This window comes from Archangium sp., assembly GCF_045802675.1.
GTDB lineage: Bacteria > Myxococcota > Myxococcia > Myxococcales > Myxococcaceae > Archangium.
Genome location: NZ_JBJMQO010000038.1, coordinates 24,489 through 45,064, shown reverse-complemented (window position 1 = coordinate 45,064; position 20,576 = coordinate 24,489). Strand labels below are relative to the sequence as shown.

General features: G+C 69.0%; 18 protein-coding genes, 3 tRNA genes and 1 pseudogene. 15 read left to right on the top strand and 7 right to left on the bottom strand.

The window, feature by feature from the left end:
* The first annotated feature begins 91 nt into the window (after positions 1–91).
* The 12 genes and pseudogenes from ACJ8AN_RS11160 (at position 92) to ACJ8AN_RS11105 (ending at position 10,009) form a co-directional block, all read left to right on the top strand.
* Entirely contained in the window at positions 92–796 is a 705-nt protein-coding gene (locus ACJ8AN_RS11160; protein WP_407755312.1) for a uracil-DNA glycosylase, read from the top strand.
* Positions 797–882: 86 nt separating this feature from the next.
* Positions 883–954, top strand: a tRNA-Val gene (locus ACJ8AN_RS11155).
* 73 nt (positions 955–1,027) lie between these two features.
* A complete protein-coding gene (gene thrS, locus ACJ8AN_RS11150; RefSeq protein WP_407755272.1) occupies positions 1,028–2,959 on the top strand; it encodes a threonine--tRNA ligase in 1,932 nt (643 codons plus the stop codon).
* Between the two features lie 104 nt (positions 2,960–3,063).
* Positions 3,064–3,189: a hypothetical protein gene (locus ACJ8AN_RS11145; protein WP_407755271.1), complete on the top strand. Its 126-nt coding sequence runs from the start codon at positions 3,064–3,066 to the stop codon at positions 3,187–3,189.
* A gap of 95 nt (positions 3,190–3,284) precedes the next feature.
* On the top strand, positions 3,285–3,494 hold the full coding sequence (gene rpmI / locus ACJ8AN_RS11140) for a 50S ribosomal protein L35 (RefSeq protein WP_407755270.1): 210 nt from the start codon (positions 3,285–3,287) through the stop codon (positions 3,492–3,494).
* Positions 3,495–3,583: 89 nt separating this feature from the next.
* Positions 3,584–3,931: a 50S ribosomal protein L20 gene (rplT, locus tag ACJ8AN_RS11135; RefSeq protein WP_407755269.1), complete on the top strand. Its 348-nt coding sequence runs from the start codon at positions 3,584–3,586 to the stop codon at positions 3,929–3,931.
* Between the two features lie 153 nt (positions 3,932–4,084).
* Complete coding sequence (gene pheS / locus ACJ8AN_RS11130) at positions 4,085–5,134, top strand: phenylalanine--tRNA ligase subunit alpha (protein WP_407755268.1); 1,050 nt, start codon at positions 4,085–4,087, stop codon at positions 5,132–5,134.
* Positions 5,134–7,545, top strand: a complete 2,412-nt coding sequence (pheT, locus tag ACJ8AN_RS11125) for a phenylalanine--tRNA ligase subunit beta (protein WP_407755267.1) — start codon at positions 5,134–5,136, stop codon at positions 7,543–7,545. The genes pheS and pheT overlap by 1 nt, the downstream gene beginning before the upstream one ends.
* A 109-nt stretch (positions 7,546–7,654) precedes the next feature.
* Positions 7,655–7,993 (top strand): annotated as a pseudogene (locus ACJ8AN_RS11120) (integration host factor subunit alpha); the annotation flags it as partial.
* Positions 7,994–8,189: 196 nt separating this feature from the next.
* A tRNA-Pro gene (locus ACJ8AN_RS11115) sits at positions 8,190–8,266 on the top strand.
* A gap of 75 nt (positions 8,267–8,341) precedes the next feature.
* Positions 8,342–8,418 (top strand) — tRNA-Asp (locus ACJ8AN_RS11110).
* 118 nt (positions 8,419–8,536) lie between these two features.
* On the top strand, positions 8,537–10,009 hold the full coding sequence (locus ACJ8AN_RS11105) for a methyl-accepting chemotaxis protein (protein ID WP_407755266.1): 1,473 nt from the start codon (positions 8,537–8,539) through the stop codon (positions 10,007–10,009).
* A gap of 93 nt (positions 10,010–10,102) precedes the next feature.
* On the opposite strand, the gene ACJ8AN_RS11100 is transcribed toward ACJ8AN_RS11105, so the two are convergent.
* Together ACJ8AN_RS11100 and ACJ8AN_RS11095 are read right to left on the bottom strand one after the other, a co-directional pair.
* Positions 10,103–10,723: a non-canonical purine NTP pyrophosphatase gene (locus ACJ8AN_RS11100; RefSeq protein ID WP_407755265.1), complete on the bottom strand. Its 621-nt coding sequence runs from the start codon at positions 10,721–10,723 to the stop codon at positions 10,103–10,105.
* A gap of 29 nt (positions 10,724–10,752) precedes the next feature.
* Positions 10,753–12,408, bottom strand: a complete 1,656-nt coding sequence (locus ACJ8AN_RS11095; RefSeq protein ID WP_407755264.1) for a TIGR00730 family Rossman fold protein — start codon at positions 12,406–12,408, stop codon at positions 10,753–10,755.
* A gap of 328 nt (positions 12,409–12,736) precedes the next feature.
* On the opposite strand from ACJ8AN_RS11095, the gene ACJ8AN_RS11090 reads away from it, so the two are divergent.
* Complete coding sequence (locus ACJ8AN_RS11090; RefSeq protein ID WP_407755263.1) at positions 12,737–13,840, top strand: M35 family metallo-endopeptidase; 1,104 nt, start codon at positions 12,737–12,739, stop codon at positions 13,838–13,840.
* A 108-nt stretch (positions 13,841–13,948) separates the two neighbouring features.
* Positions 13,949–14,566 carry a protease gene (locus ACJ8AN_RS11085; RefSeq protein ID WP_407755262.1) on the top strand — a complete coding sequence of 206 codons (618 nt, stop codon included), beginning with the start codon at positions 13,949–13,951 and terminating at the stop codon, positions 14,564–14,566.
* Here ACJ8AN_RS11085 and ACJ8AN_RS11080 read toward each other — a convergent pair.
* On the bottom strand, positions 14,553–15,110 hold the full coding sequence (locus ACJ8AN_RS11080; protein WP_407755261.1) for a hypothetical protein: 558 nt from the start codon (positions 15,108–15,110) through the stop codon (positions 14,553–14,555). The genes ACJ8AN_RS11085 and ACJ8AN_RS11080 overlap by 14 nt on opposite strands.
* A 140-nt stretch (positions 15,111–15,250) precedes the next feature.
* On the opposite strand from ACJ8AN_RS11080, the gene tesB reads away from it, so the two are divergent.
* The gene (tesB, locus tag ACJ8AN_RS11075) at positions 15,251–16,123 is read left to right on the top strand and encodes an acyl-CoA thioesterase II (RefSeq protein ID WP_407755260.1); all 873 of its coding nucleotides are present in this window, start codon (positions 15,251–15,253) and stop codon (positions 16,121–16,123) included.
* A 6-nt stretch (positions 16,124–16,129) separates the two neighbouring features.
* Here the strand turns inward: tesB and ACJ8AN_RS11070 are convergent, their stop codons facing one another.
* The 4 genes from ACJ8AN_RS11070 to ACJ8AN_RS11055 form a co-directional block, all read right to left on the bottom strand.
* Positions 16,130–17,341 carry an MFS transporter gene (locus tag ACJ8AN_RS11070; protein WP_407755259.1) on the bottom strand — a complete coding sequence of 404 codons (1,212 nt, stop codon included), beginning with the start codon at positions 17,339–17,341 and terminating at the stop codon, positions 16,130–16,132.
* 530 nt (positions 17,342–17,871) lie between these two features.
* Positions 17,872–18,912 carry an ABC transporter substrate-binding protein gene (locus tag ACJ8AN_RS11065; protein WP_407755258.1) on the bottom strand — a complete coding sequence of 347 codons (1,041 nt, stop codon included), beginning with the start codon at positions 18,910–18,912 and terminating at the stop codon, positions 17,872–17,874.
* A gap of 29 nt (positions 18,913–18,941) precedes the next feature.
* A complete protein-coding gene (locus ACJ8AN_RS11060) occupies positions 18,942–19,724 on the bottom strand; it encodes an ABC transporter permease (RefSeq protein ID WP_407755257.1) in 783 nt (260 codons plus the stop codon).
* The gene (locus ACJ8AN_RS11055) at positions 19,721–20,536 is read right to left on the bottom strand and encodes an ABC transporter ATP-binding protein (protein ID WP_407755256.1); all 816 of its coding nucleotides are present in this window, start codon (positions 20,534–20,536) and stop codon (positions 19,721–19,723) included. The genes ACJ8AN_RS11060 and ACJ8AN_RS11055 overlap by 4 nt, the downstream gene beginning before the upstream one ends.
* Positions 20,537–20,576: the final 40 nt, after the last annotated feature.

Here is a 20,576-nt window from a genome sequence, read left to right as displayed (position 1 = left end):
TCCCAGAGCGTGGATGGTGGCGGAGGGGTAGGGCGGGGCGCTAGGGAAGGGCACCGTGGCGAAGAGCAAGGCAGCGAAGGAAGCGAAGGACGTGGAATCGGGCGAGGCGCGCTGGGCGGGCCTCCGGGAGGAGATCATCACCTGCCGGGCGTGTCCCCGGCTGGTGGAGTGGCGCGAGCAGGTGGCGCGGGAGAAGCGCCGGGCCTACCGCGACTGGACGTACTGGGGCCGGCCGGTGCCCGGCTTCGGAGATCCCCGGGCGGAGCTGGTCATCCTCGGGCTGGCGCCGGCGGCGCACGGGGCCAACCGGACGGGCCGGGTCTTCACCGGGGATCGCTCGGGGGACTTCCTCTTCGCCGGGCTGCACCGGGCGGGTTTCGCCAACCAGCCCCGGAGCGAGCACCGGGAGGACGGCCTCGCGCTGACGGGGGCCTACATCGTCGCGCCGTGCAAGTGCGCGCCGCCGGACAACAAGCCCCTGCCGGAGGAGCTGGTCCGGTGCGCTCCCTTCCTGGACCGGGAGCTGGCCCTGCTGCCGGTCCAGGTGGTCCTCACCCTGGGCGCCATCGCCTGGAACGCGACGCTCGCCTGGCTGGACAGGGCGGGGGTGGCCATTCCCACGCCGAGGCCCTCGTTCGGACACGGGGCGGAGCTGTCCCTCCCCGGGGCGCCGATGCTGTTGGGCTGCTACCACGTGAGCCAGCAGAACACGCAGACGGGCCGGCTCACCCCGGCCATGTTCGACGTCGTCATGGCCCGCGCTCGCGTGTTGATCGAAAATCGACGGGGAAGATGAGGCACCCCTGTCGGTGTTTCCTTGACAGCTGTGGGAGCCCGCTGTTATTCCCCGCCCGCCTTTGACGGCAGCAGTCCGAGGCAGATGGGTCGTTAGCTCAGCGGTAGAGCACTACCTTGACACGGTAGGGGTCAGTGGTTCGATCCCACTACGACCCACTTCAGTTGAATGGTTCCACAGCGGGCGGCAGGCTCAACAGCCTGCCGCCCGCTTCATTTTCCGAGGTCTCGCATGTCGGATCAGATCACCGTGACGCTCCCGGATGGCACCCAGAAGCAGGCGCCGCGGGGCACGACCATCGGCGATTTCGTGCGTGAGAGCATCGGGGCGGGCCTGGCCAAGGCCGCCCTCTTCGCGCGCGTGAATGGGGAGGACATGGACCTCGCCCGTCCTCTCAACGAGGACGTGAAGCTCCAGATCTTCACCTCCAAGAGCCCCGAGGGCCTGGACCTCATCCGGCACGACGCCGCCCACGTGGTGGCCGCCGTGGTGCAGCGCCTCTTCCCGGGCACGCAGGTGACGATCGGCCCGTCGACGGAGGAGGGCTTCTACTACGACTTCTTCCGCGAGAAGCCCTTCACGCCCGAGGACCTCGAGAAGATCGAGGAGGAGGCCAACAAGGAGATCGCCCAGAACCACCCCTTCGTCCGGACCGAGGTGTCCATGGACGAGGCCATCAAGCTCTTCGAGGGCAAGGGCGAGAAGTTCAAGGTCGAGATCGTCAAGGACATCGCGGCCAAGGGCGCCAAGACGCTCACGCTCTACACCCACGGCGACTGGGTGGACTTCTGCCTGGGGCCCCACGCGCCCACCACGGGGAAGATTGGCGTCATCAAGCTGCTGTCCACCAGCGGCGCGTACTGGCGCGGAGACCATCGCAACCCGATGCTCCAGCGCATCTACGGCACGGCCTTCTTCGACAAGAAGGCGCTCCAGGAGTACGTCACGCGGATGGAGGAGTCGCGCAAGCGCGACCACCGCAAGCTGGGCAAGGAGCTGGATCTCTTCCACTTCCACCCGTACTCGCCGGGCGCGGCCTTCTGGACCCCCAAGGGCACCACGCTCTACAACACCCTGGCGGCCTTCATGCGCCGGCTGACGAGCGAGACCGGCTACGTCGAGATCAAGACCCCGCTGCTCTACAACAAGGGCCTGTGGGAGACGAGCGGCCACTGGGGCAAGTACAAGGAGAACATGTTCCTCGTGCTCGACAGCGAGTCGGGGGAGCACGACTTCTCGCTGAAGCCGATGAACTGCCCGAGTCATCACATCTACTACGGCTTCAAGAAGCACAGCTACCGCGACCTGCCCCTGCGCCTGCACACCCAGGACGTGCTCCACCGCAACGAGGCGGCGGGCTCGCTGGGCGGCCTCACCCGCGTGCGCCAGTTCTGCCAGGACGACGCCCACATCTACTGCATGGAGAGCCAGATCGCCGACGAGGTCCGGCGCTTCGTGCAGCTGCTGGATCGCGTCTACAAGGCGGTGGGCCTCTCCTACGCGGTGAAGTTGTCCACCCGCCCGGCCAACCGCCTCGGCACCGACGAGCAGTGGGATCGCGCCGAAGGGGGCCTCAAGAGCGCCCTGGAGAGCCTCGGCCTGTCCTACGAGCTCAAGCCGGGCGATGGCGCCTTCTACGGCCCGAAGATCGACTTCGACGTGTCCGACAGCATCGGCCGCAAGTGGCAGCTCGGCACCATGCAGCTGGACTACCAGGCCCCCGAGCGCTTCGACCTCACCTACGTGGGTGAGGACAACGCCGCGCACCGCCCCGTCGTGCTGCACCGCGCCATCTACGGCTCCTTCGAGCGCTTCATCGCCATCCTCATCGAGCACTTCGCCGGTGCCTTCCCGGCGTGGCTCGCTCCCGTGCAGGGCATGCTCGTCACCGTGGCGGACCGCCAGAGGGAGTACGCCCTCAAGGTGCGCGACCAGCTGCGCGCCAAGGGCTACCGCATCGAGATGGACGAGCGCGGCCTCAGCCTCAACGCGAAGATCCGCGACGCCCAGCTGCAGAAGATCCCCTTCACCCTCGTCATCGGCGACACCGAGGTGGAGGGCGGGGGCGTCTCCCCCCGGCGCTACGGCGGCGAGGACCTCAAGACCATGAAGCTGGAGGCCTTCGAGGCCCTCCTGGAGAAGGAAGGGGCCTTCCCGTCCTGATTCACTCCGGGTCAGGGAACCCCGAGAGCCCTTGACTCCCCGCGTCTGGCAAGTATCTTGCCCCCCTTCCGAGGGGGGTAACTACTCCCAGGGTCTGCAAGATCATGGACTACGGCAAGTTCGGCGAGGCGGCGGTGGCCAACAAGCTCGAGGCGCAGGCGGAGGCTCAGGCCCCCATGCCTGCTCCCATGGCGAGCGCTCCGGTGCTGCAGACCGGTGGTACGAAATAGTTGGACCTGGCCGCCCGCTTCAAACTGGCGGCCCGTGACACTCGCTGACGGCGATTCGCTGCGGCGGATGGGTAGTTGAAGGAAGGAACCGCAAGATGCCCAAGATGAAGACCCGTAGCGGCGCCAAGAAGCGCTTCCATGTGAAGAAGTCGGGCCAGGTGAAGTTCGGCAAGGCCTTCGGCAAGCACCTCTTCACGCACGCCAAGTCCCAGAAGACCAAGCGCGACCACCGCGGCACCGGGCACCTGAAGGACATGGATGCCAAGAAGGTGCGCCTGGAGCTCTTCCCCAACGGGGCGAACTAAGCAGCACGCAGTACAGAGGGCCCTATCGGTGCGGCCATTGAGCCGGAGCCGGGGGTTTTCAAACACCTCACCGAAGTCAGGAGTTTGCAATGCGCGTCAAAAAGGGTTTCAAGGCTCGTCGCCGTCGTAATCGGATTCTGAAGCTTGCCAAGGGCTACCGCGGCCGTCGCAAGAACTGCTACAAGCGGGCCAACCAGGCCGTGGAGCGCGCGCTGGATTATGCCGCTCGCGACCGCGCCGCTCGCAAGCGCAACTTCCGCTCGCTGTGGATCGTCCGCATCAACGCGGCCGCCCGCACCGTGGGCCTGTCCTACTCGCGGCTGATCGCCGGTCTGGCCAAGAACAAGATCGCCCTGGACCGCAAGGTCCTGGCCGACATGGCCGTGGCGGATCCCGCCGGTTTTGCCGCCGTCGCCAAAATCGCGAAGGCGGCCTGAGCATGACGGCCGGCCGTACTGGCCGGCATCGAGAGTGGGTGGCCACGGCTTTCCTGGGAAGGCCGTGACGCCCGCGGGTTTGAAAACGGGCTGCCCCTTCGGGCGGCCCTTTTTTTTGGCCCCGGCACGGCCGGGAGAGGGAGGCACAGTCCCATGCGAGACCGCTTGCAGGCGCTCGCGGACGCGGCGCGGCGGGAGATTTCCGTCGCCTCGGAGCCGTCCGCGGTGGAGGCGCTTCGAATCCGCTACCTCGGCAAGAAGGGTGAGCTGTCCGGTGTCCTCGGTGGCATGGGCAAGCTGCCCCCCGAGGAACGCCGCACGCTCGGCGAGGTGGCCAACCAGGTGAAGGCGGAGATCGAGAAGCTCCTGGCCGACGCCGTCCAGCGCGTGGAGGACGCGGCGCTCGAGTCCGAGCTGCGCGGCCCCCGGCTGGACGTGACGCTGCCCGGCCGCTCCCTCTCCCCCGGCAGCCGCCACCCGGTGTCCCGGACGATGGAGGACATCGTCCGCACCTTCCAGCGGCTCGGCTTCGAGGTGGCCCACGGTCCGGAGATCGAGCTGGACTACTTCAACTTCGAGGCGCTCAACCTCCCGAAGGACCATCCCGCGCGCGACATGCAGGACACCTTCTACGTGGACGAGTCCTCGCTCGGCCACGCGAAGAAGGCGGACAGCTCGCCGCTGCTGCGCACGCACACGTCCCCGGTGCAGGTGCGCTTCATGCTCAATCGCAAGCCGCCCTTCCGCGCCATCATGCCCGGCCGCGTCTACCGGCGCGACTCGGACATCACCCACACGCCCATGTTCCACCAGGTGGAGGGCCTGCTGGTGGACAAGGACGTCAGCTTCGCCGAGCTCAAGGGCACGCTGGACGCCTTCGTGAAGGCCTTCTTCGGCTCGGACACGCGCACGCGCTTCCGTCCGTCCTTCTTCCCCTTCACCGAGCCCTCGGCCGAGGTGGACATCTCCTGTACCTCGTGCGGCGGCAAGGGCTGCCGCGTGTGCAAGCAGACCGGCTGGCTGGAGGTGCTCGGCAGCGGCATGGTGCACCCCAACGTCTTCAAGTACAGCGGGTACGATCCCACCGAGGTCACCGGGTACGCGTTCGGCATGGGCGTGGAGCGCATCGCCATGCTGCGCTACCGCATCGACGACCTGCGGATGATGTTCGAGAACGACGCGCGCTTCCTGGAGCAGTTCTGATGAAGATCTCGGTCAAGTGGCTCGGTGACTACGTGGCGCTGCCGGCGAGCGTGGATGAGCTCGCGCGCAAGCTGACCGCCGTGGGGCTGGAGATCGAAGGCCTCGAGCGCCCCGGCGAGGGGCTGCGCGGCGTGGTGGTGGCGCAAATCAAGGAGTCCGTCCAGCACCCCAACGCGGACAAGCTGTCCGTGACGAAGGTGGACATGGGCGGCCCGGAGATGCTGCAGGTGGTGTGCGGCGCCAAGAACTTCAAGGTCGGCGACAAGGTGCCGCTGGCCACCCTCGGTACGAAGCTGCCCAATGGCGTGGAGATCAAACAGGCCCCCCTGCGCGGCGTGGACAGCTTCGGCATGCTCTGCTCGGCCAAGGAGCTGGGCATCTCCGAGGAGTCCTCCGGCCTGCTCATCCTCCCGCAGGACCTGAAGCCAGGCACGCCCATCGCCCAGGCGCTCGGGCTGGATGACGTGGTGATGGAGGTCAACGTCACCCCGAACCGTCCGGATGCCCTGTCGCACCTGGGCGTGGCCCGCGAGGTGGCGGTGGCCACGGGCGCCGAGCTGCGTCCGCCCCAGCCGAAGCTCGCCGAGGGCGGCGCTCCCGCCTCCGAGAAGGTGAAGGTCCGCATCGAGGATCCGGTGCGCTGCCCGCGCTACGCGGCCCGCGTCATCGAGAACGTGAAGATCGGCCCCTCGCCCCAGTGGCTGCAGGAGCGGCTCAAGGCCTGCGGGGTGCGTCCCATCAGCAACGTGGTGGACGTCACCAACTTCGTGCTGCTCGAGTACGGCCAGCCGCTGCACGCCTTCGACCTCGACAAGGTGGCGGGCCAGGAGATCATCGTCCGCACCGCGAAGCCGGGCGAGAAGATGACGACGCTCGATGGCAAGGAGCGGGCGCTGTCGCCCGAGGACCTGCTCATCTGCGACCGCGACCGGGCCCAGGCCCTGGCCGGCGTGATGGGCGGCGCCGACAGCGAGGTGAGCGCGAGCACCACGCGCGTGATTCTCGAGTCCGCCCACTTCCAGCCCTCGAGCATCCGCCGTTCGTCCAAGCGCCACGGCCTGCACACCGAGGCCTCGCACCGCTTCGAGCGCGGCGCGGACCTGGATGCCGTCATCCCCGCGGTGGACCGGGCCGCGGCCCTCATCGCCGAGCTGGCCGGGGGCACGGTGGCCCCGGGCCGGGTGGACGTGCACCCGACCATTCAGCCGCCTCGCCGCGTGACGCTGCGCTACGGCCGCGTGGAGAAGCTGCTGGGCGTGGACATTCCCGAGGCCGAGTGCCGCCGCATCCTCAGCACCCTCGGCTTCCGGTCGGTGGCGGAAGGGAAGGGCGAGACGGTCTTCGAGGTGCCCCGGGCCCGCGTGGACGTGGAGCGCGAGGAGGACCTCATGGAGGAGCTCGCCCGCGTCTACGGCTACGACAACATCCCCGCCCGGCTGCCCCGGGGCCTCGCCGAGCTGGCCCCCGAGCCGGCCGCCACCGAGGCCGAGCGCCGCACCCGCCACGCGCTGGCCGGCATGGGCCTGAGCGAGGTGGTGAACTACTCCTTCGTGCCGCCGCGCACGCTGGAGGTGCTGGGCGGCAAGGACAAGCCGGTGGCGCTGCTCAACCCGCTCAGCGTGGAGCAGTCGGTGATGCGCACCAGTCTGCTGCCGGGCCTGCTCGAGAACCTCTCGCGCAGCGTGCGGCACCAGGTGGACACCGTGGCCGTGTACGAGATGGGCCGCGCCTACTTCCAGGACCCCGAGGGCGGCCAGGGCCAGCGCCCCGCCGCGCGCGAGGTGTCCCGGCTCGGAGGCCTCGTGTGGGGCGTGCGCGGTGGGAAGACCTGGACGCAGAAGGAGGCCCGGGCGGACTTCTATGACGCCAAGGGCGCCCTGGAGGCCGTACTGCACGCGCTCCACGTGGACGGCGCGCGCTTCGTCGCCGCCGAGGCTCCGGCCTACCACCCCCGCGCCTGCGCCCGGGTGGAGCTGGCCGACGGCACGGTGCTCGGCTACGTGGGCGAGCTGCACCCCCGCGTGAGCAAGGCCCTGGAGCTGCCCCGGGACGTGTTCGCCTTCGAGGTGGACACCACGCCTCTCTACGCGGCCGCCCGGCTGGTCCCCACCTGGGGCGGCCTGCCGCGCTTCCCCGCCGTGCTCCGGGACCTGGCGGTGGTGGTGCCGCTCGAGCTCCAGAACGACGAGGTCCGCCGCGTGATTCTCGAGGTCGGTGGCCCCCTGGTGGAGGACGCCCTCATCTTCGACGTCTACACCGGCAAGCCCATCCCCGAGGGCCGCAAGAACCTGGCCTACGCCATCCGCTACCGCTCGCCCGAGCGCACGCTCACAGACGCCGAGGTGGGCGCCGCCCACCAGCGCATCATCTCCGAGGTCAACCAGCGCCTGGGTGGCGCCCTGCGTACCTGAAGTGGAGGCTCGCGGGAAAACCTGAGTGAAACCGGTGGGTTGACAGCTGTCAGGGAAGGCTGTCACAGTCCGCCGGGTTCACCTCAGAGAGGGGCGCGAAGGTACTCGCATGACCAAGGCGGACATCATCGAAGGGGTCTACGAGAAGGTCGGCTTCTCCAAGAAGGAGTCGGCGGAAATCGTCGAGCTCGTCTTCGACACCTTCAAGGAGACGCTGGAGCGCGGGGACAAGATCAAGGTCTCGGGGTTCGGCAACTTCCAGGTGCGCCAGAAGAAGGCGCGCGTGGGCCGTAACCCCCAGACGGGCAAGGAGATCGAGATCTCGGCTCGCCGCGTGCTGACCTTCCGGCCGAGCGCCGTCCTCAAGGCCGCCCTCAACGGCGAGCAGATTCCGGAGAACCACTCCGAGCTCGACGCCGCCGAGGACGCCGCCGCCGACGCCGCCGAGGCCGCCGGCCTGGATCCCGAGGAGCTGGACGAGGAGCTGGAGGAGGTCGAGGAGTACAAGGCCTCCGCTGGTGGAATGAAGGCCAAGGCCGAATGAGTTTTTGAAGGGCTGCCCGATCTCGTACTTGACCTATGAATCTGGGAACGGCATAAGGCAGCCCATCTCGACGCCGCTGACGCGTTGGGACGCAACACATCGGGGCGTAGCGCAGCCTGGTAGCGCACTTGCTTGGGGTGCAAGTGGTCGCTGGTTCAAATCCAGTCGCCCCGACCATACAGAAGGCCCTGGAGCCTCACTTCGCGGTGGACTCCAGGGCTTTCGGCTTCTCCTCCAGGGGAGAGGTGCTGTGGGGAGTTAGTTCAGTTGGTTAGAACGCCGGCCTGTCACGCCGGAGGCCACGGGTTCAAGTCCCGTACTCCTCGCCAACAAGAAGGGCCCGGAATCGCAAGGTTCCGGGCCCTTCGTCTTTTCCGCCCGCGATTGTCATAGACTGCGCGGGGATTGGCTGCCGGGGGGGCTCGCCCGGCCGAGGAGACGCGAACGATGTTTTCGAGATGGACAGTGGGGCGGCAGTTCTACGCGGGTCTGTTCCTGATGTCGTTGCTGCTCGGGGCCTTCGTCTTCCTGACGCGCCAGAGCATCCAGACCCTCACGAACGCCTCCGCCGTCGTGCTTCGCAGCCACGAGAGCCTCGGGCAGCTCGAACGCGTGCTCACCGGAGTGAAGGACGCGGATGCGGCGGAGCGCGACTACGTCCTCACCGGCAGCGAGGCCTCTCTCGAACCCTTCCGCGCGGCCCAGGGCGAGCTGCCCAAGCAGCTCACCCGCCTGAGCGAGTTCATCGCCAAGGAGCCCGAGCAGCAGCGGCGCCTCGAGGCGCTCAAGGGCCTCATCGAGCAGAAGCTGGTCAGCGTGGGGCGGCACGTCGAGCTGCGCCGCACCCAGGGCTTCGATGCCGCCCTGGCCCGCCTCAACACCGGCGACGGCGCCCAGCTGATGGACGGCATCCGCAAGGCCATGGCCGAGCTGCGCCAGCAGGAGGAGCAGCTGCTCACGGAGCGCGCGGGGGAGTCGGACAAGCAGGTGCGTGACCTGGATCAGTACTTCATGATCGACGGCGTCGGGCTCCTGTTGTTCTGCGGGATGATCGCCCTGCTCATCGGCAGGAGCCTGGAGCGCAAGCTGGAGACGGCCATCACCCAGGTGCAGGGCTCCTCGACCGAGCTGCACTCGGCGGCCTCGCAGCAGGTCACCGGCGCGCGCGAGCAGGCCTCGGCCACCACGGAGATCTCCACCACCGTCAAGGAGCTGCTGTCCACCTCGCGGCAGATCGCCTCCAGCGCGCAGCAGGTGGCCCGCGTGGCGGACGAGACGGCTGGCGCCGCCCGCAACGGCAACGACACGGTGCTGCACGCCCAGGAGGCCATCGACACGGTGCGCCGGCAGGTGGATGCCATCGTCAACCACATGCTGGACCTGGGCAAGCGCTCCCAGGAGATCGGCGGCATCCTCGACATCATCAACGAGCTGGCCGAGCAGACGAACATCCTCGCCATCAACGCCACCATCGAGAGCGCCGGGGCCGGCGAGCACGGCAAGCGCTTCGCCGTGGTGGCCGAGGAGATCCGCAAGCTGGCGGACCGCGTGGGCAGCGCCACCAAGGACATCCGCGTGCTCATCGATGAGATCCGCGCCGCCTCCAACACCACCATCATGGCCACCGAGGACGGCTCCAAGGCGGTGCAGAGCAGCGCGAAGCAGTTCTCCGACGTGGCCGGCAGCTTCCGGCGCATCGCGGAGCTGGTGCGCGCCAACCTGGACGTGGCCCGGGAGATCGAGCTGAGCACCCAGCAGCAGACGACGGCCGTGGAGCAGGTGAACACCGCCATCCAGGAGGTGGCCCAGACGGCGCGTCAGTCCGAGATCAGCTCCACGCAGACGCTGCAGACGGCCAACGTGCTCACCCAGCTGTCCAAGCAGCTCAACGCCATCCTCGACGCTCGCGCCGCCTCCTGAGCGGGGCGGGCGTGGGGATCGGGCTGCCCGCCGCCTCTGCCTCGAGGAGGCGGCGCGAGCGGCCCGGGGGCCTCCGCGAGGGAGCCCGGGCGCTCAGCCTTCGCCCGTCCCGGACTTCACCCCGATGCGGGCCTCCCGCCGTGCCAGCCACCGGGCGAACTGCGCGTAGACCGAGTGCTCCTGCCACCGGGCGAACACCGCGCCGCGCTCGGCCGGTAACAGCGCGGAGAGCGGCCGCGTGGCCCCGTCCGGGATGAAGACGTTCCACAACGCCGACCAGGCGTCCGCGCTGCGCGCCGCGTCCGGCTCCAGCGCCAGGAGGCCCGACGCCTGCTTGTCCAGGAAGGTGTGCGGCGTGCCATCCGCGTCCACGTAGACCAGCGCGCCGGAGAAGCGGCACGCCCGCGTCGGCTGCCCGTGGACGAGCCGCAACAGGCCCGCCACCCCGATCGTCTCCAGCATGTACTTCGTCACCGGGCCCGGAAAGCCCGCCAGTGCGTCCACGCACAGGCCGCTGTCCTCCACCACCAGGGGCTCCTCGAAGTACGCGAACGCCTGCCGCGCCTTGTCCAGCGCGACGGCCTCCAGCGTGCTTCCCTGCGGCTCGATGATGGGCAGCTCGAGCCGCTCCAGCTCGTAGCCCGCGGCCCCCACACATTCCGCCAGCACCTTGGCCTTCCCCCGGTTGGTGCTCACGAACGTGATCTTCTTCACGGACCGCTCTCCTCGGTTCAGGTCGGGGTTCAGAACCATTTGGCGGGGAAGGGCGGCGGCACGTAGGAGTCGAGGTAGGAGAACACACCCTCCGCTTCCTGGGCCAGGTGATAGAGGTGGCGGTGGTGCTGCGCGCTGGCGAAGCGCTCCCGGAAGAGGTGCTCGAACAGGCCGACGAGCGGTTCCCAGAAGCCCTGCGCGTTCATGAAGACGATGGGCTTGCGGTGCTGGTGCATCTGCTTGGCCGCGATGATCTCCAGCGTCTCGTCCAGCGTGCCGAAGCCGCCGGGCAGCACCACGAAGGCATCGGCCCGCGCTTCCATGGCCGCCTTGCGGGCGCGCAGGTCATGCGTGACGACGAGCTCGTGCGCCTGGTCGAAGACATAGGGCGTGCCGTGCATCACCGCCGGGATGACGCCGATGACCTCGCCGCCGTTCTCGTGCGTGGCGCGGGCCACCGCCCCCATCAAGCCCGTGTTGCCGCCGCCGAAGATGAGCTTGTCCCCGCGCTTGCCGATCGCCGCCCCCAGCGCCGAGGCCAGCTCGAACCAGACCGGCTCCACCACGTCGCTCGAGGAGCAATAGACGCAGATCGTCCGGGGCGCCTTGCGCGGCAGGTGGAGGACCGTTTCCTCCTCCGGCTGCTGGCGGAAGCACTCGTCCATGATCTGATCCAGGTCCGGGCGCTCGCAGCGGCGGAGGCGATCGGCCACCGAGAGCGCCAGCTCGCGCACGAAGGGGCGGAGCACCGCCGGGGTCTCCTCCACGCAGCGGCGCAGATCCTCGGCCATGCAGCGCACGGCCTTCGGGATTCCAATCTCCAGGATGGCATCGCGCAGGCGCTCGTAGAGGGGCCGCGTCCGCTCCGCGAGCTCCGCGTGCCGCTCCTGGAAGTCCACCAGCGAGGCCCGGTGCAGGCGGTGGTAGTCCCGCCACAACTGCTCGACCTGCTGGACGAGCTCGGGCTGCTGGGCGAGCGTCAGCAGCAGGGGCCGGGTGACGATGCCCATCTGCAGATCATCGTTCTCCCCCTTCTCGTCCCGGCGCTCGAGGATGCCGACGATGTCGTCCACGTCCTGGAAGATGGCGCTGAAGCTCTCCACCGCGGCGTCCGGCAGGGCGGCGCGGCCGTTGAGGGCCAGGGCGGTGTTGATGGCGTAGGCCGTCGCCACCTGGGTCTCCGCGTAGCGGTGCGCGAGCCAGCGATCGAACAGCGCCGGCTCCGGGTACGTGTTCTGCCGCTCCCAGAGGAACATCGCGAAGATGTCGAGCATGTAGCGCATCGTCATCTGGACGAACTCGGCCGGACAGCGCCCGGACTGCTCCGCCATGAGCGCCACCAGCGCACCGGTGAAGGGCGCGGCGCTCGCGTCACCGAAGCGCCGGGCGAACGTCATCCTCCCGGAGCGCATGGGGGTGCGGTCCACGGTGTCGTCGGCGACGGCCGTCACCTCCATGCACAGCAGCATCGTGGGCAGGGCGTCCACGTGCCGCTGGGTGATGCCCCCCGACGCCTCGGCCGCCGCGAGGAACATCAGCGGCACGAGCATGAACGACGGCTGGTTGCTCTCCACGGTGATGTGGTCGAAGAACGGGCGCAGCTCCTCGGGGATGGGAATCTGGTGGACCTTGCTCAGGGCCTCCATCAACAGCGGCCGGTACGTGGACTCGACGCGTTGGAACATGCCGCGGAACTGCTTGGGGAACTGGAGGGGAATGGTCGCGGGCGCGGTCATTGGGGGGGCGGGGGGCATGGGCGGGCGCGATTGTACCGTGAGATGAGAAAGCAACATGCCCCTTCACTTCCAGGCCCGAGGCCAGTGACTTCCGGGTGTTGACTGCCCCGGCGTTGACTTCACGCGTTGTCGTGCCCCCCCGCCCCGGGTTGACCCACCGGGTTCCTTTCTTGAATTCCATGAAAATTCAGGACTAGACGAATTCCTCGAATGTGCTATAAGCATCGATTAACCGGGGTGGCCAGGAGCCACCGGTTCTTCGAAAGGAAGTCACTGCGTGAGCACGAACGTTCGCGGTTTCAAGTGGCTGGTCGGCGGTCTCGTGGGTGTCTCCATGCTGGGCGCGTGCGGCGCTCCCATGGAGGGCGAGACGGCCTCGGAGCAGGTGGAGCAGCAGGCCGCTGGCGAGATCCAGGTGAGCCTGTCGGTGACCAAGAGCACCCTGAGCGCCCGCGAGGACGTGTCGGTGCTGGTCACCCTCACCAACGTGTCCGCCCAGCCGGTGCGGCTGCTCAAGTGGTACGTCCCGGGCGGCGAGGGCCTCAAGGAGGGCCTCTTCTCGGTGCAGCGCAACGGCGAGGCCGTGGAGTACATCGGTCCGCACTTCAAGCGCGTGGCCCCGCGCGCCGAGGACTTCATCGTCCTGGCCCCCGGCCAGAGCGTGTCGGGCTCGGCCCCCGTGTCCGGCCTGTATGATCTGTCCGAGAGCGGCAACTACACCATCAGCTACTCGGCGCACGGCCTGGAGCAGCACAGCATGGTGCTCACCAAGACCGCGCAGCTGGACTCCAACCTGGTGAACCTGTGGATCGAGGGCCGTGCCAGCGGCCAGCCCGAGATCCAGGCGCAGGGCACGGTCACCGGCCAGAGCCTGGCCTACTCGCTCTGCTCCAGCTCGCAGCAGACCTCGGTCAGCACCGCGGTGAACAGCGCCAAGACGTACGCGAACAACACCTCGACGTACCTCAACGGCATCGCCTCGGGCACCACGCGCTACACCACCTGGTTCGGCTCCTACACGAGCACCCGGCTGACCACGGCGCGCAACCACTTCACCAACATCAAGAACGCCTTCGCCAACTCGGCGGTCGTGGTGGACTGCTCCTGCACGGACACCGGCACCTACGCCTACGTGTACCCGGCCTCCCCGTACAAGATCTACGTGTGCGGCGCCTTCTGGAGCGCCCCCAACACGGGCACGGACTCGCGCGCGGGCACGCTGATCCACGAGATGAGCCACTTCACGGTGGTGGCCGGCACGGATGACTGGGTCTACGGCCAGAGCGGCGCCAAGAGCCTCGCGATCTCCAACCCGACCAACGCCTTGGACAACGCGGACAACCACGAGTACATCGCCGAGAACAACCCCTCCCTGCCGTAAGCTCGGGTAGGGTAGAGAGTTGATGGGAAACGGGAGCGGAGACGCTCCCGTTTTTCTTTTCTGGCGCATGGGCTCCCATCCCGGACGCGCCTGGAGAATCCCGGTTCCATGACTCGTGGATATGTCAGTTGGGTCGCGCTGTGCTGCCTGGTGTTCGGCGGGGGCGCGTGCGCGCGCAAGGAGATGCCCGAGCAGCCCCCGGCCTCGGAGCAGAAGCCCCCTCCGTCCCAGCCGCCGGCCCCGGAGCCCCAGGCGGCCCCGCCCCCCAAGGAGAACCCGGCCATGGCCCCCACCCTGGAGTGTGCGCTGAGCGCGCCCGCGAGCGTGCGCGCCGGCCAGCCCGTGGAGCTGCGCTTCCAGCTCACCAACCGCACCGCGCAGCCCCTGTTCGTGCTCACCTGGCGCACGCCGCTCGAGGGCCTGTGGGGCAATGACTTCCAGGTGACCCGCGACGGCACCGAGGTGCCCTACCAGGGGCCCATGAAGAAGCGCGGCAACCCCTCGGCGGAGCACTACGTGACGATCGCCCCGGGGGCGTCCGTGGACGGCAAGGTCGAGCTTTCCCAGGCCTACGAGCTGAAGCAGCCGGGGCGCTATCGCATCGCCTTCCAGGGCAGGCTCCTGGACGTCGCCGAGAAGCAGGCGGATGTGCCCCGGAGCCTGGAGGCGTTCCAGGCCCGCGAGGTGCAGTGCCCCGTGGTCGAGACGACGATCACCTCGCCGTGAGCTGCGCGGTGAACGGCGCGAGCACCTGACCGATGGTGCTCGAGGCCTGGGGGAAGGGCCCTCGGGCGAGCTCCCGGCCCGAGGGGCTCATCGCTAGGACGAGCACCTGGTGGAAGCCCTTCTCCAGTCCGAGCGCGCGGTGCGGCTCGCCGTTGGAGTCGGCCACCAGGAAGAGCGAGTCCTCCAGGTCCGCGGGCGGCTGCTGGCCCTGCGCGCGGAACAGCTCGCGGGCCCGGTGGACGGACTCCTCGTGGATGCGGCGCAGCTCCCGGCTCGCCGCCCCCATGAAGAAGCCGGGCACGCCCCGCAGGTCCACGTGCACCACCATGATGGGGTGCTCGTCGCGCAGCTCGTAGGCGAAGCGCACGGCGTGCTCGTGCAGCACGTCGCGCGTGTCCCGGTTGGCGTACAGCACCACCGCCGGCCGCCCCTGGCCGAGCGGCACCGGGCGTCCGAACACGTCCTCGAGCCCCGCGGCGTGTGCCAGGCGGGCTCCGAGCAGTCCCATCAAATAGCCGGCTACCACCAGGATTCGCGTGGGCATGGTTACCTCCAGGAGTGATGGGGTTGGACGTCCAGTGTACGGGTCACCCTGACGGCCCCCGGGGCGCTCGCCGGTGTGTCAGCCACTGGCCAAGTGCCTCGAATTCCTCCATAAATCGCCCCCAGCGGAGGTGTGACGCGATGAGTCAGGTTCTGGAAGATCTGCTGGAGATGCTGAAGCTGGAGCCCATCGAGGAGAACCTGTTCCGGGGCCGGAGCCAGGACCTGGGCTACCGGCAGCTCTTCGGCGGACAGGTGCTGGGCCAGGCGCTCTCGGCGGCCAGCCAGACGGTGATGCCCGAGCGCCACGTGCACTCGTTGCACGGCTACTTCCTGCGCTCCGGCGACGCGAGCCGGCCGGTGGTCTACACGGTGGACCGGGTGCGCGACGGCGGCAGCTTCACCACCCGCCGCGTGGTGGCCGTCCAGAAGGGCGAGCCCATCTTCACCCTGATGGCGTCCTTCCAGGGTGATGAGCCCGGCTTCGAGCACCAGGCGAAGATGCCGGAGAACGTGCCCGGGCCGGAGGGGATCGCCTCGGACCTCGAGCTGCTCAAGCGCAACGCCCACCTCATCCCCGAGCGCGTGCGCGACAAGCTGTTGTGCCCCAAGCCCATCGAAATCCGCCCGGTGATGCCGGTGGATCCGTTCAACCCCGAGCGGCGCGAGCCCATCAAGTACGTGTGGTTCCGCGCCGACGGGCCGCTGCCGGAGGATCCGCAGGTGCACAAGTACGTGCTCGCCTACGCCTCCGACTTCAACCTCATCACCACCGCGCTCAACCCGCACGGCGCCAGCTTCATGCAGCGCAACATGCAGATGGCCAGCCTGGACCACGCCCTGTGGTTCCACGGCAACGTGCGCGTGAACGACTGGCTGCTGTACGCCATGGACAGCCCGTGGGCGGGCAACGCTCGAGGCCTGTCGCGCGGGCACATCTTCACCCGCGATGGCCGCCTGGTGGCGTCCGTGACCCAGGAGGGACTCATGCGCGTGCGCCAGGACGCGCGCTGAGCCGCTTCAGCCGCGCGCGGCGGGACGATCGGCCGTCGCGACGAGCACCTCGTGGACCCCGGCGAGGAGCACCGCGACGCCCAGGATCAGCGGGGCCACGGCCCCGAGCCCGAGCCACTCGCCCATGAGCCCGGCGGCACTCGGGACGGCCGCGACCCCCAGCGTCGCCGCCGCCACCTGGAAACCCACCGCGTGCGCGGCGGCGTCCGCTCCGACCCGCCGGGGCGTCTCGCTCATGAGCCCCGGGAAGATGGGCGCCAGCGAGAAGCCGAGCACCGCCAGCCCCAGCGCACCGGGTAGCCAGGGGAGGGTGAACAGGAGCGCGCCCACCACGGCCGTCACCGTGCCGAGCCGCAACATCCGCACGGCGCCCACCCGCTCGATGACGAAGCCCAGCACCACGCGCCCGGCCAGCAGGCTCGCCCAGTACACGCTGACCCACGTCCCGGCTTGTGGCGTGGCGATCCCTCGCGCCTCGGTGAGGACCGTGTAGCTCCACTGGCCCGCCGTCACCTCGACACCGCAGTACAGGAAGAAGACGGCGAGCTGCAGCCAGACGGTGGGACGGCGCAGCGCGGCCCTCGCGGAGACCGTGGGCGTCGTGCCTCCCGTGGGCTCCGGACCGGGCGCGTCCCGGGTCTCGCCCGGCTGGGGGCTTGTGGGCCCGGCGTCCCACTGCCGGCGCATCACGGTGAAGGCCAGCGCCAGGATTCCGAGCAGCGCGCCGATGATGGCGTACCCGGCCCGCCAGCCCGCGCCGAGCGTGAGGAGCGCCGTCATGAGCACCGGCCCGAGCGCGGCCCCGGTGCTGTAGGCGGCATGCAACCAGGTCATGTGGCGCGCCCCGAAGTGGTGGGCGGCATACGTGTTGAGCCCGGCATCGACCGCGCCCGACCCGAACCCGACGATGCCGGCCGCGGCCAGGAACAGGGCGAAGGCCGGAGCCGACGCGTAACCGGAGACCCCGAGCGTGACGAGCCCGGTGCTGCCGGCGAGCAGGAGGCCGATTCCAGCGGCGCGGATGATCCGCCCCGCGAGCATGCCCGAGATGAAGTACGTCGAGGCGGCCACGGCCAGCGAGGCGCCGAGCGCCGCCTGGGGGAGGCCGAACGTGGTGCGCAGGGACGGCCAGGCGACGCCGAGCACGGCATCCGGCAACCCGAGGCTCACGAAGGCCAGGTAGGCGAGTGCGAGCAGGGCAGGGCGAGGGCGGTTCATGGTCACGTCCCTTCCGGTTTTCTCGGGCACCTCAGCGTCGACATACCATGCCTACATTTCGCGACATTTACTGACGCGGACTGCCAGACGGTATCCGTGCCTACATTTCAGCATGTTTCGGGATTCCCATGTCAGGGTATTCGTGCCTACATTTCACGACTGTTCGCACATTGCGGGAGGCATATCGTGCCTACATTTCGGCACCTGTGAGTCTACCGCTCTCACTGGGGGTGGATGTAGGTCCAGCGCCAATGGTAATCGCATACAATAAATAATCACCGATTCTTGCTTTTCGTGTATGGTTTTCGTGTATGGTTTTGATCTTTGTATGTGTTTGTTTTGGGGTCTGGCTTGTTTCTTGCTTCGTGTTTTGTTTGTATGTGTTTGTGTTTGATTTGCGTGGTTGTTGTTTGCGTATTTGTTTGTGTTTGTTTTAGCGGGCTTTGTATGTGATTTATTGGGCGGCGGGGTGAAGCTCGAGCTGGCGCGCATCGAGCTTCACCCTTCGCGAGACTTCAATCCCTCTCAAATTACGGAGAGGTCTTGGGGGCCGGCCCCGTGAACTCGGGCATCAGGAACTCGTCCACGGACGGCGCCTTGTCGATGAGGCCCAGCTCCACGAGCTGCTTCCCCAGCGTCTCCCACCGCTCGCGGCTCATCGCCCCCAGCCCCTTGCTCTTCGTCTCCTCCGTCTCGATGAGCGGCTTCTGCGCCGCCGCCGCCGCCGCGAACGTCTCCGCGTCCATCGTGGTGTTCAGCTTCCCCATCACCCCGTTGGCCGGCCCCGGGTTGTCCAGGTACGAGCGCCAGCCCTCGCGCACCGCCGCCACGAAGTCCTTCACCTGCCCGGGCTTCTCCTTCCACAGCTCGCGGCGGGTGATGACCACGGCCACGTACGGGTTGAAGCCCTCGTCGGCCACCAGGAACACCACCGGATCCGCGCCCTGCTTGCGCGCCGCGACGGGCTCCGAGGTGATGAAACACTGCTGCGCGAAATCCTTGTCCGCTACGAAGCGCGCCACGCCGCCGTCGTAGGGCACCACCTTCACCTTGTCGAAGCCATACTTCTTCTTCAGGTACGCCGCGTACGGCAGGCCGGGCTCCAGCGCGATCGTCCCCGAGGCGAGCACGTCCTTGATGCTCTTCACCCCTCGCGAGGCGTGCGCCATGATCCCCTGCGGCGACGTCTGGTACACGGCGAACAGCGGAATCACATCCACACCGCGCGTCCGGGCGGTGAGCAGCTCATCCGCGCCCGCGATGCCGAAATCCACCTGCCCGGAGGCCACCATCTGCACCACCGGCACGCCCGCGCCACCGCCCTGAATCTCCGTCTCCAGGCCCACCCGCTTGAAGGCCCCCGTCTCCCGCGCGGCGTAGAAACCACCGAACTCGGGCTCGGGCACCCAGTTGAGGGCCAGCTTCACCTTCGTGGGCGTGCGCACCGCCTGCGCGCCAGCCCCCGTGTCCGTACCCTCGGGCTGCTTCGGGGCCTCCTTCGAGCGGGAGCACGCCCCCATCACCACGAGCAGCGCCACACAGCCCAGCCATCCGACGAGACGTCCTCTCACTTGTCGCTCCCTCCAGAAGAAACGGATTCTCACTCGCCCGACGCCGAGGGGTGCCAACGCCTCAGCAGCCGCGAGCCCGTCAGGCTCACCGCGGCGAACAGTGCCAGTCCCAGCACCGTGGCCGCCAGCACCGCGGCGAAGAGCAGGTCCGTGCGCAACTGCCGGTACGCCGTCAGCACCAGGATTCCCAGGCCCGCCGCGTCCTCGGAGAAACCGGCGACGAACTCGCCCGTGATGGCGCCGATGACGGCCAGCCCCGAGGCCACCCGGAGGCCGGTGAACAGGCTCGGCATGGCGGCGGGCAGCTCCAGCTTCCACAGCGTGGCGAGCCGGCGCGCCCCATACAGGCGGAACAAGTCCCTCAGCGGCGGCTCCACCGAGCGCAGCCCGGCCAGCGTGTTGGCGATGACGGGGAAGAGCGAGACGACGAAGGACGACACGGACACCGCGCGCGCCCCGGGCCCGAACCACAGCACCAGCAGCGGGGCGATGGCGACGATCGGCACCGTCTGCAGGAAGAGGGCGTAGGGGGAGAGCGCCCGCTCCAGCAGCCTCGACGAGGAGAGCAGGATGGCGGCGAGCACTCCCACCACCGTGCTCAAGCCGAAGCCCACCAGCACCGAGCGGCCCGTGGTGAGCGCCGCGCTCAGCAGCGGAGCCGACTCGCGGACCGCCACGGTGGCGATGGCCGAGGGCGGTGGCAGCAGCCAGATGGGAATGGCGAGCACGCGCGTCGCGGCCTCCCAGAGCACCAGGGACACGGCGAAGGCGGTCAGCGGCGCCAGGGCCGCGCGCAGGGCCGAGGTGTTCATGTCGCGTCTCCCCGCTCCAGCGCCTGGAGGAGCAGGCCCATCTCGCGGGCGAAGCCGGGCTCGGCGCGCAGCGCGGGGAGGCGCTCGCGGGGCAGGGCCAGTGGCCGGTCCAGCATCACCCGCGCGGGCCGCCGCGACAGCACCACGGCGCGCTCGGCCAGGTAGGCGGCCTCCGAGAGCGAGTGGGTGACGAAGAGCACCGTCATCCCCAGCTCCTTCCACAGCGCGAGGAGCTGGTCGTCCAGCCGGTTGCGCGTGAGCTCGTCGAGCGCGGCGAAGGGCTCGTCCAGGAGCAGCAGCCGGGGGCGGGTGACGAGCGCCCGGGCCAGGGAGACGCGCATGCGCATGCCGCCGGAGAGCTCGGCCGGGAAGCGCGCGGTGGCATCGCCGAGCCCCACGTGCTCGAGCATCGCGTGCGCCGTGGCATGGCGCTCGGGGGCCGGGACGTCGGCGAACTCCAGCGGCAGGGCCACGTTGTCCAGCACCGAGCGCCAGGGCAGCAGGTGCGCGTCCTGGAAGACGTAGGCGATGGGGTTGCGCGCGCCCCGGGTGCGCTCGAGGGGAGGGGAGAAGGTGACGGTGCCCGCGTCCGGCCTGTCCAGCCCCGCCACCAGGCGCAGCAGCGTGGACTTGCCGCAGCCCGAGGGGCCGACCAGCGCCACGAAGGAGCCCGCGGCGAGGTCCAGGTCCATTCCCTCGATGACGGGAACGCCTCCCGGGAAGGAGCGCCGGAGGCCGGAGAGCTGCACGCGGACGCCACCCGTGCCGTCGGGCGAGGGGGGATTCGGGGAGACGGGGCTGGGGGGAGCCATGGAGCGGACCGGGTTCTAGCCGCCCCGCGCTCTCCTGGCC

Excerpts from the sequence above, each read along its gene's own strand:
- thrS (WP_407755272.1), top strand. The coding sequence starts at position 1,028 with ATGTCGGATCAGATCACCGTGACGCTCCCGGATGGCACCCAGAAGCAG.
- ACJ8AN_RS11145 (WP_407755271.1), top strand. The coding sequence starts at position 3,064 with ATGGACTACGGCAAGTTCGGCGAGGCGGCGGTGGCCAACAAGCTCGAG.
- rpmI (WP_407755270.1), top strand. The coding sequence starts at position 3,285 with ATGCCCAAGATGAAGACCCGTAGCGGCGCCAAGAAGCGCTTCCATGTG.
- rplT (WP_407755269.1), top strand. The coding sequence starts at position 3,584 with ATGCGCGTCAAAAAGGGTTTCAAGGCTCGTCGCCGTCGTAATCGGATT.
- pheS (WP_407755268.1), top strand. The coding sequence starts at position 4,085 with ATGCGAGACCGCTTGCAGGCGCTCGCGGACGCGGCGCGGCGGGAGATT.
- pheT (WP_407755267.1), top strand. The coding sequence starts at position 5,134 with ATGAAGATCTCGGTCAAGTGGCTCGGTGACTACGTGGCGCTGCCGGCG.
- ACJ8AN_RS11105 (WP_407755266.1), top strand. The coding sequence starts at position 8,537 with ATGTTTTCGAGATGGACAGTGGGGCGGCAGTTCTACGCGGGTCTGTTC.
- ACJ8AN_RS11095 (WP_407755264.1), bottom strand. The coding sequence starts at position 12,408 with ATGTTCCAACGCGTCGAGTCCACGTACCGGCCGCTGTTGATGGAGGCC.
- ACJ8AN_RS11085 (WP_407755262.1), top strand. The coding sequence starts at position 13,949 with ATGACTCGTGGATATGTCAGTTGGGTCGCGCTGTGCTGCCTGGTGTTC.
- ACJ8AN_RS11080 (WP_407755261.1), bottom strand. The coding sequence starts at position 15,110 with ATGCCCACGCGAATCCTGGTGGTAGCCGGCTATTTGATGGGACTGCTC.
- tesB (WP_407755260.1), top strand. The coding sequence starts at position 15,251 with ATGAGTCAGGTTCTGGAAGATCTGCTGGAGATGCTGAAGCTGGAGCCC.
- ACJ8AN_RS11070 (WP_407755259.1), bottom strand. The coding sequence starts at position 17,341 with ATGAACCGCCCTCGCCCTGCCCTGCTCGCACTCGCCTACCTGGCCTTC.
- ACJ8AN_RS11060 (WP_407755257.1), bottom strand. The coding sequence starts at position 19,724 with ATGAACACCTCGGCCCTGCGCGCGGCCCTGGCGCCGCTGACCGCCTTC.
- ACJ8AN_RS11055 (WP_407755256.1), bottom strand. The coding sequence starts at position 20,536 with ATGGCTCCCCCCAGCCCCGTCTCCCCGAATCCCCCCTCGCCCGACGGC.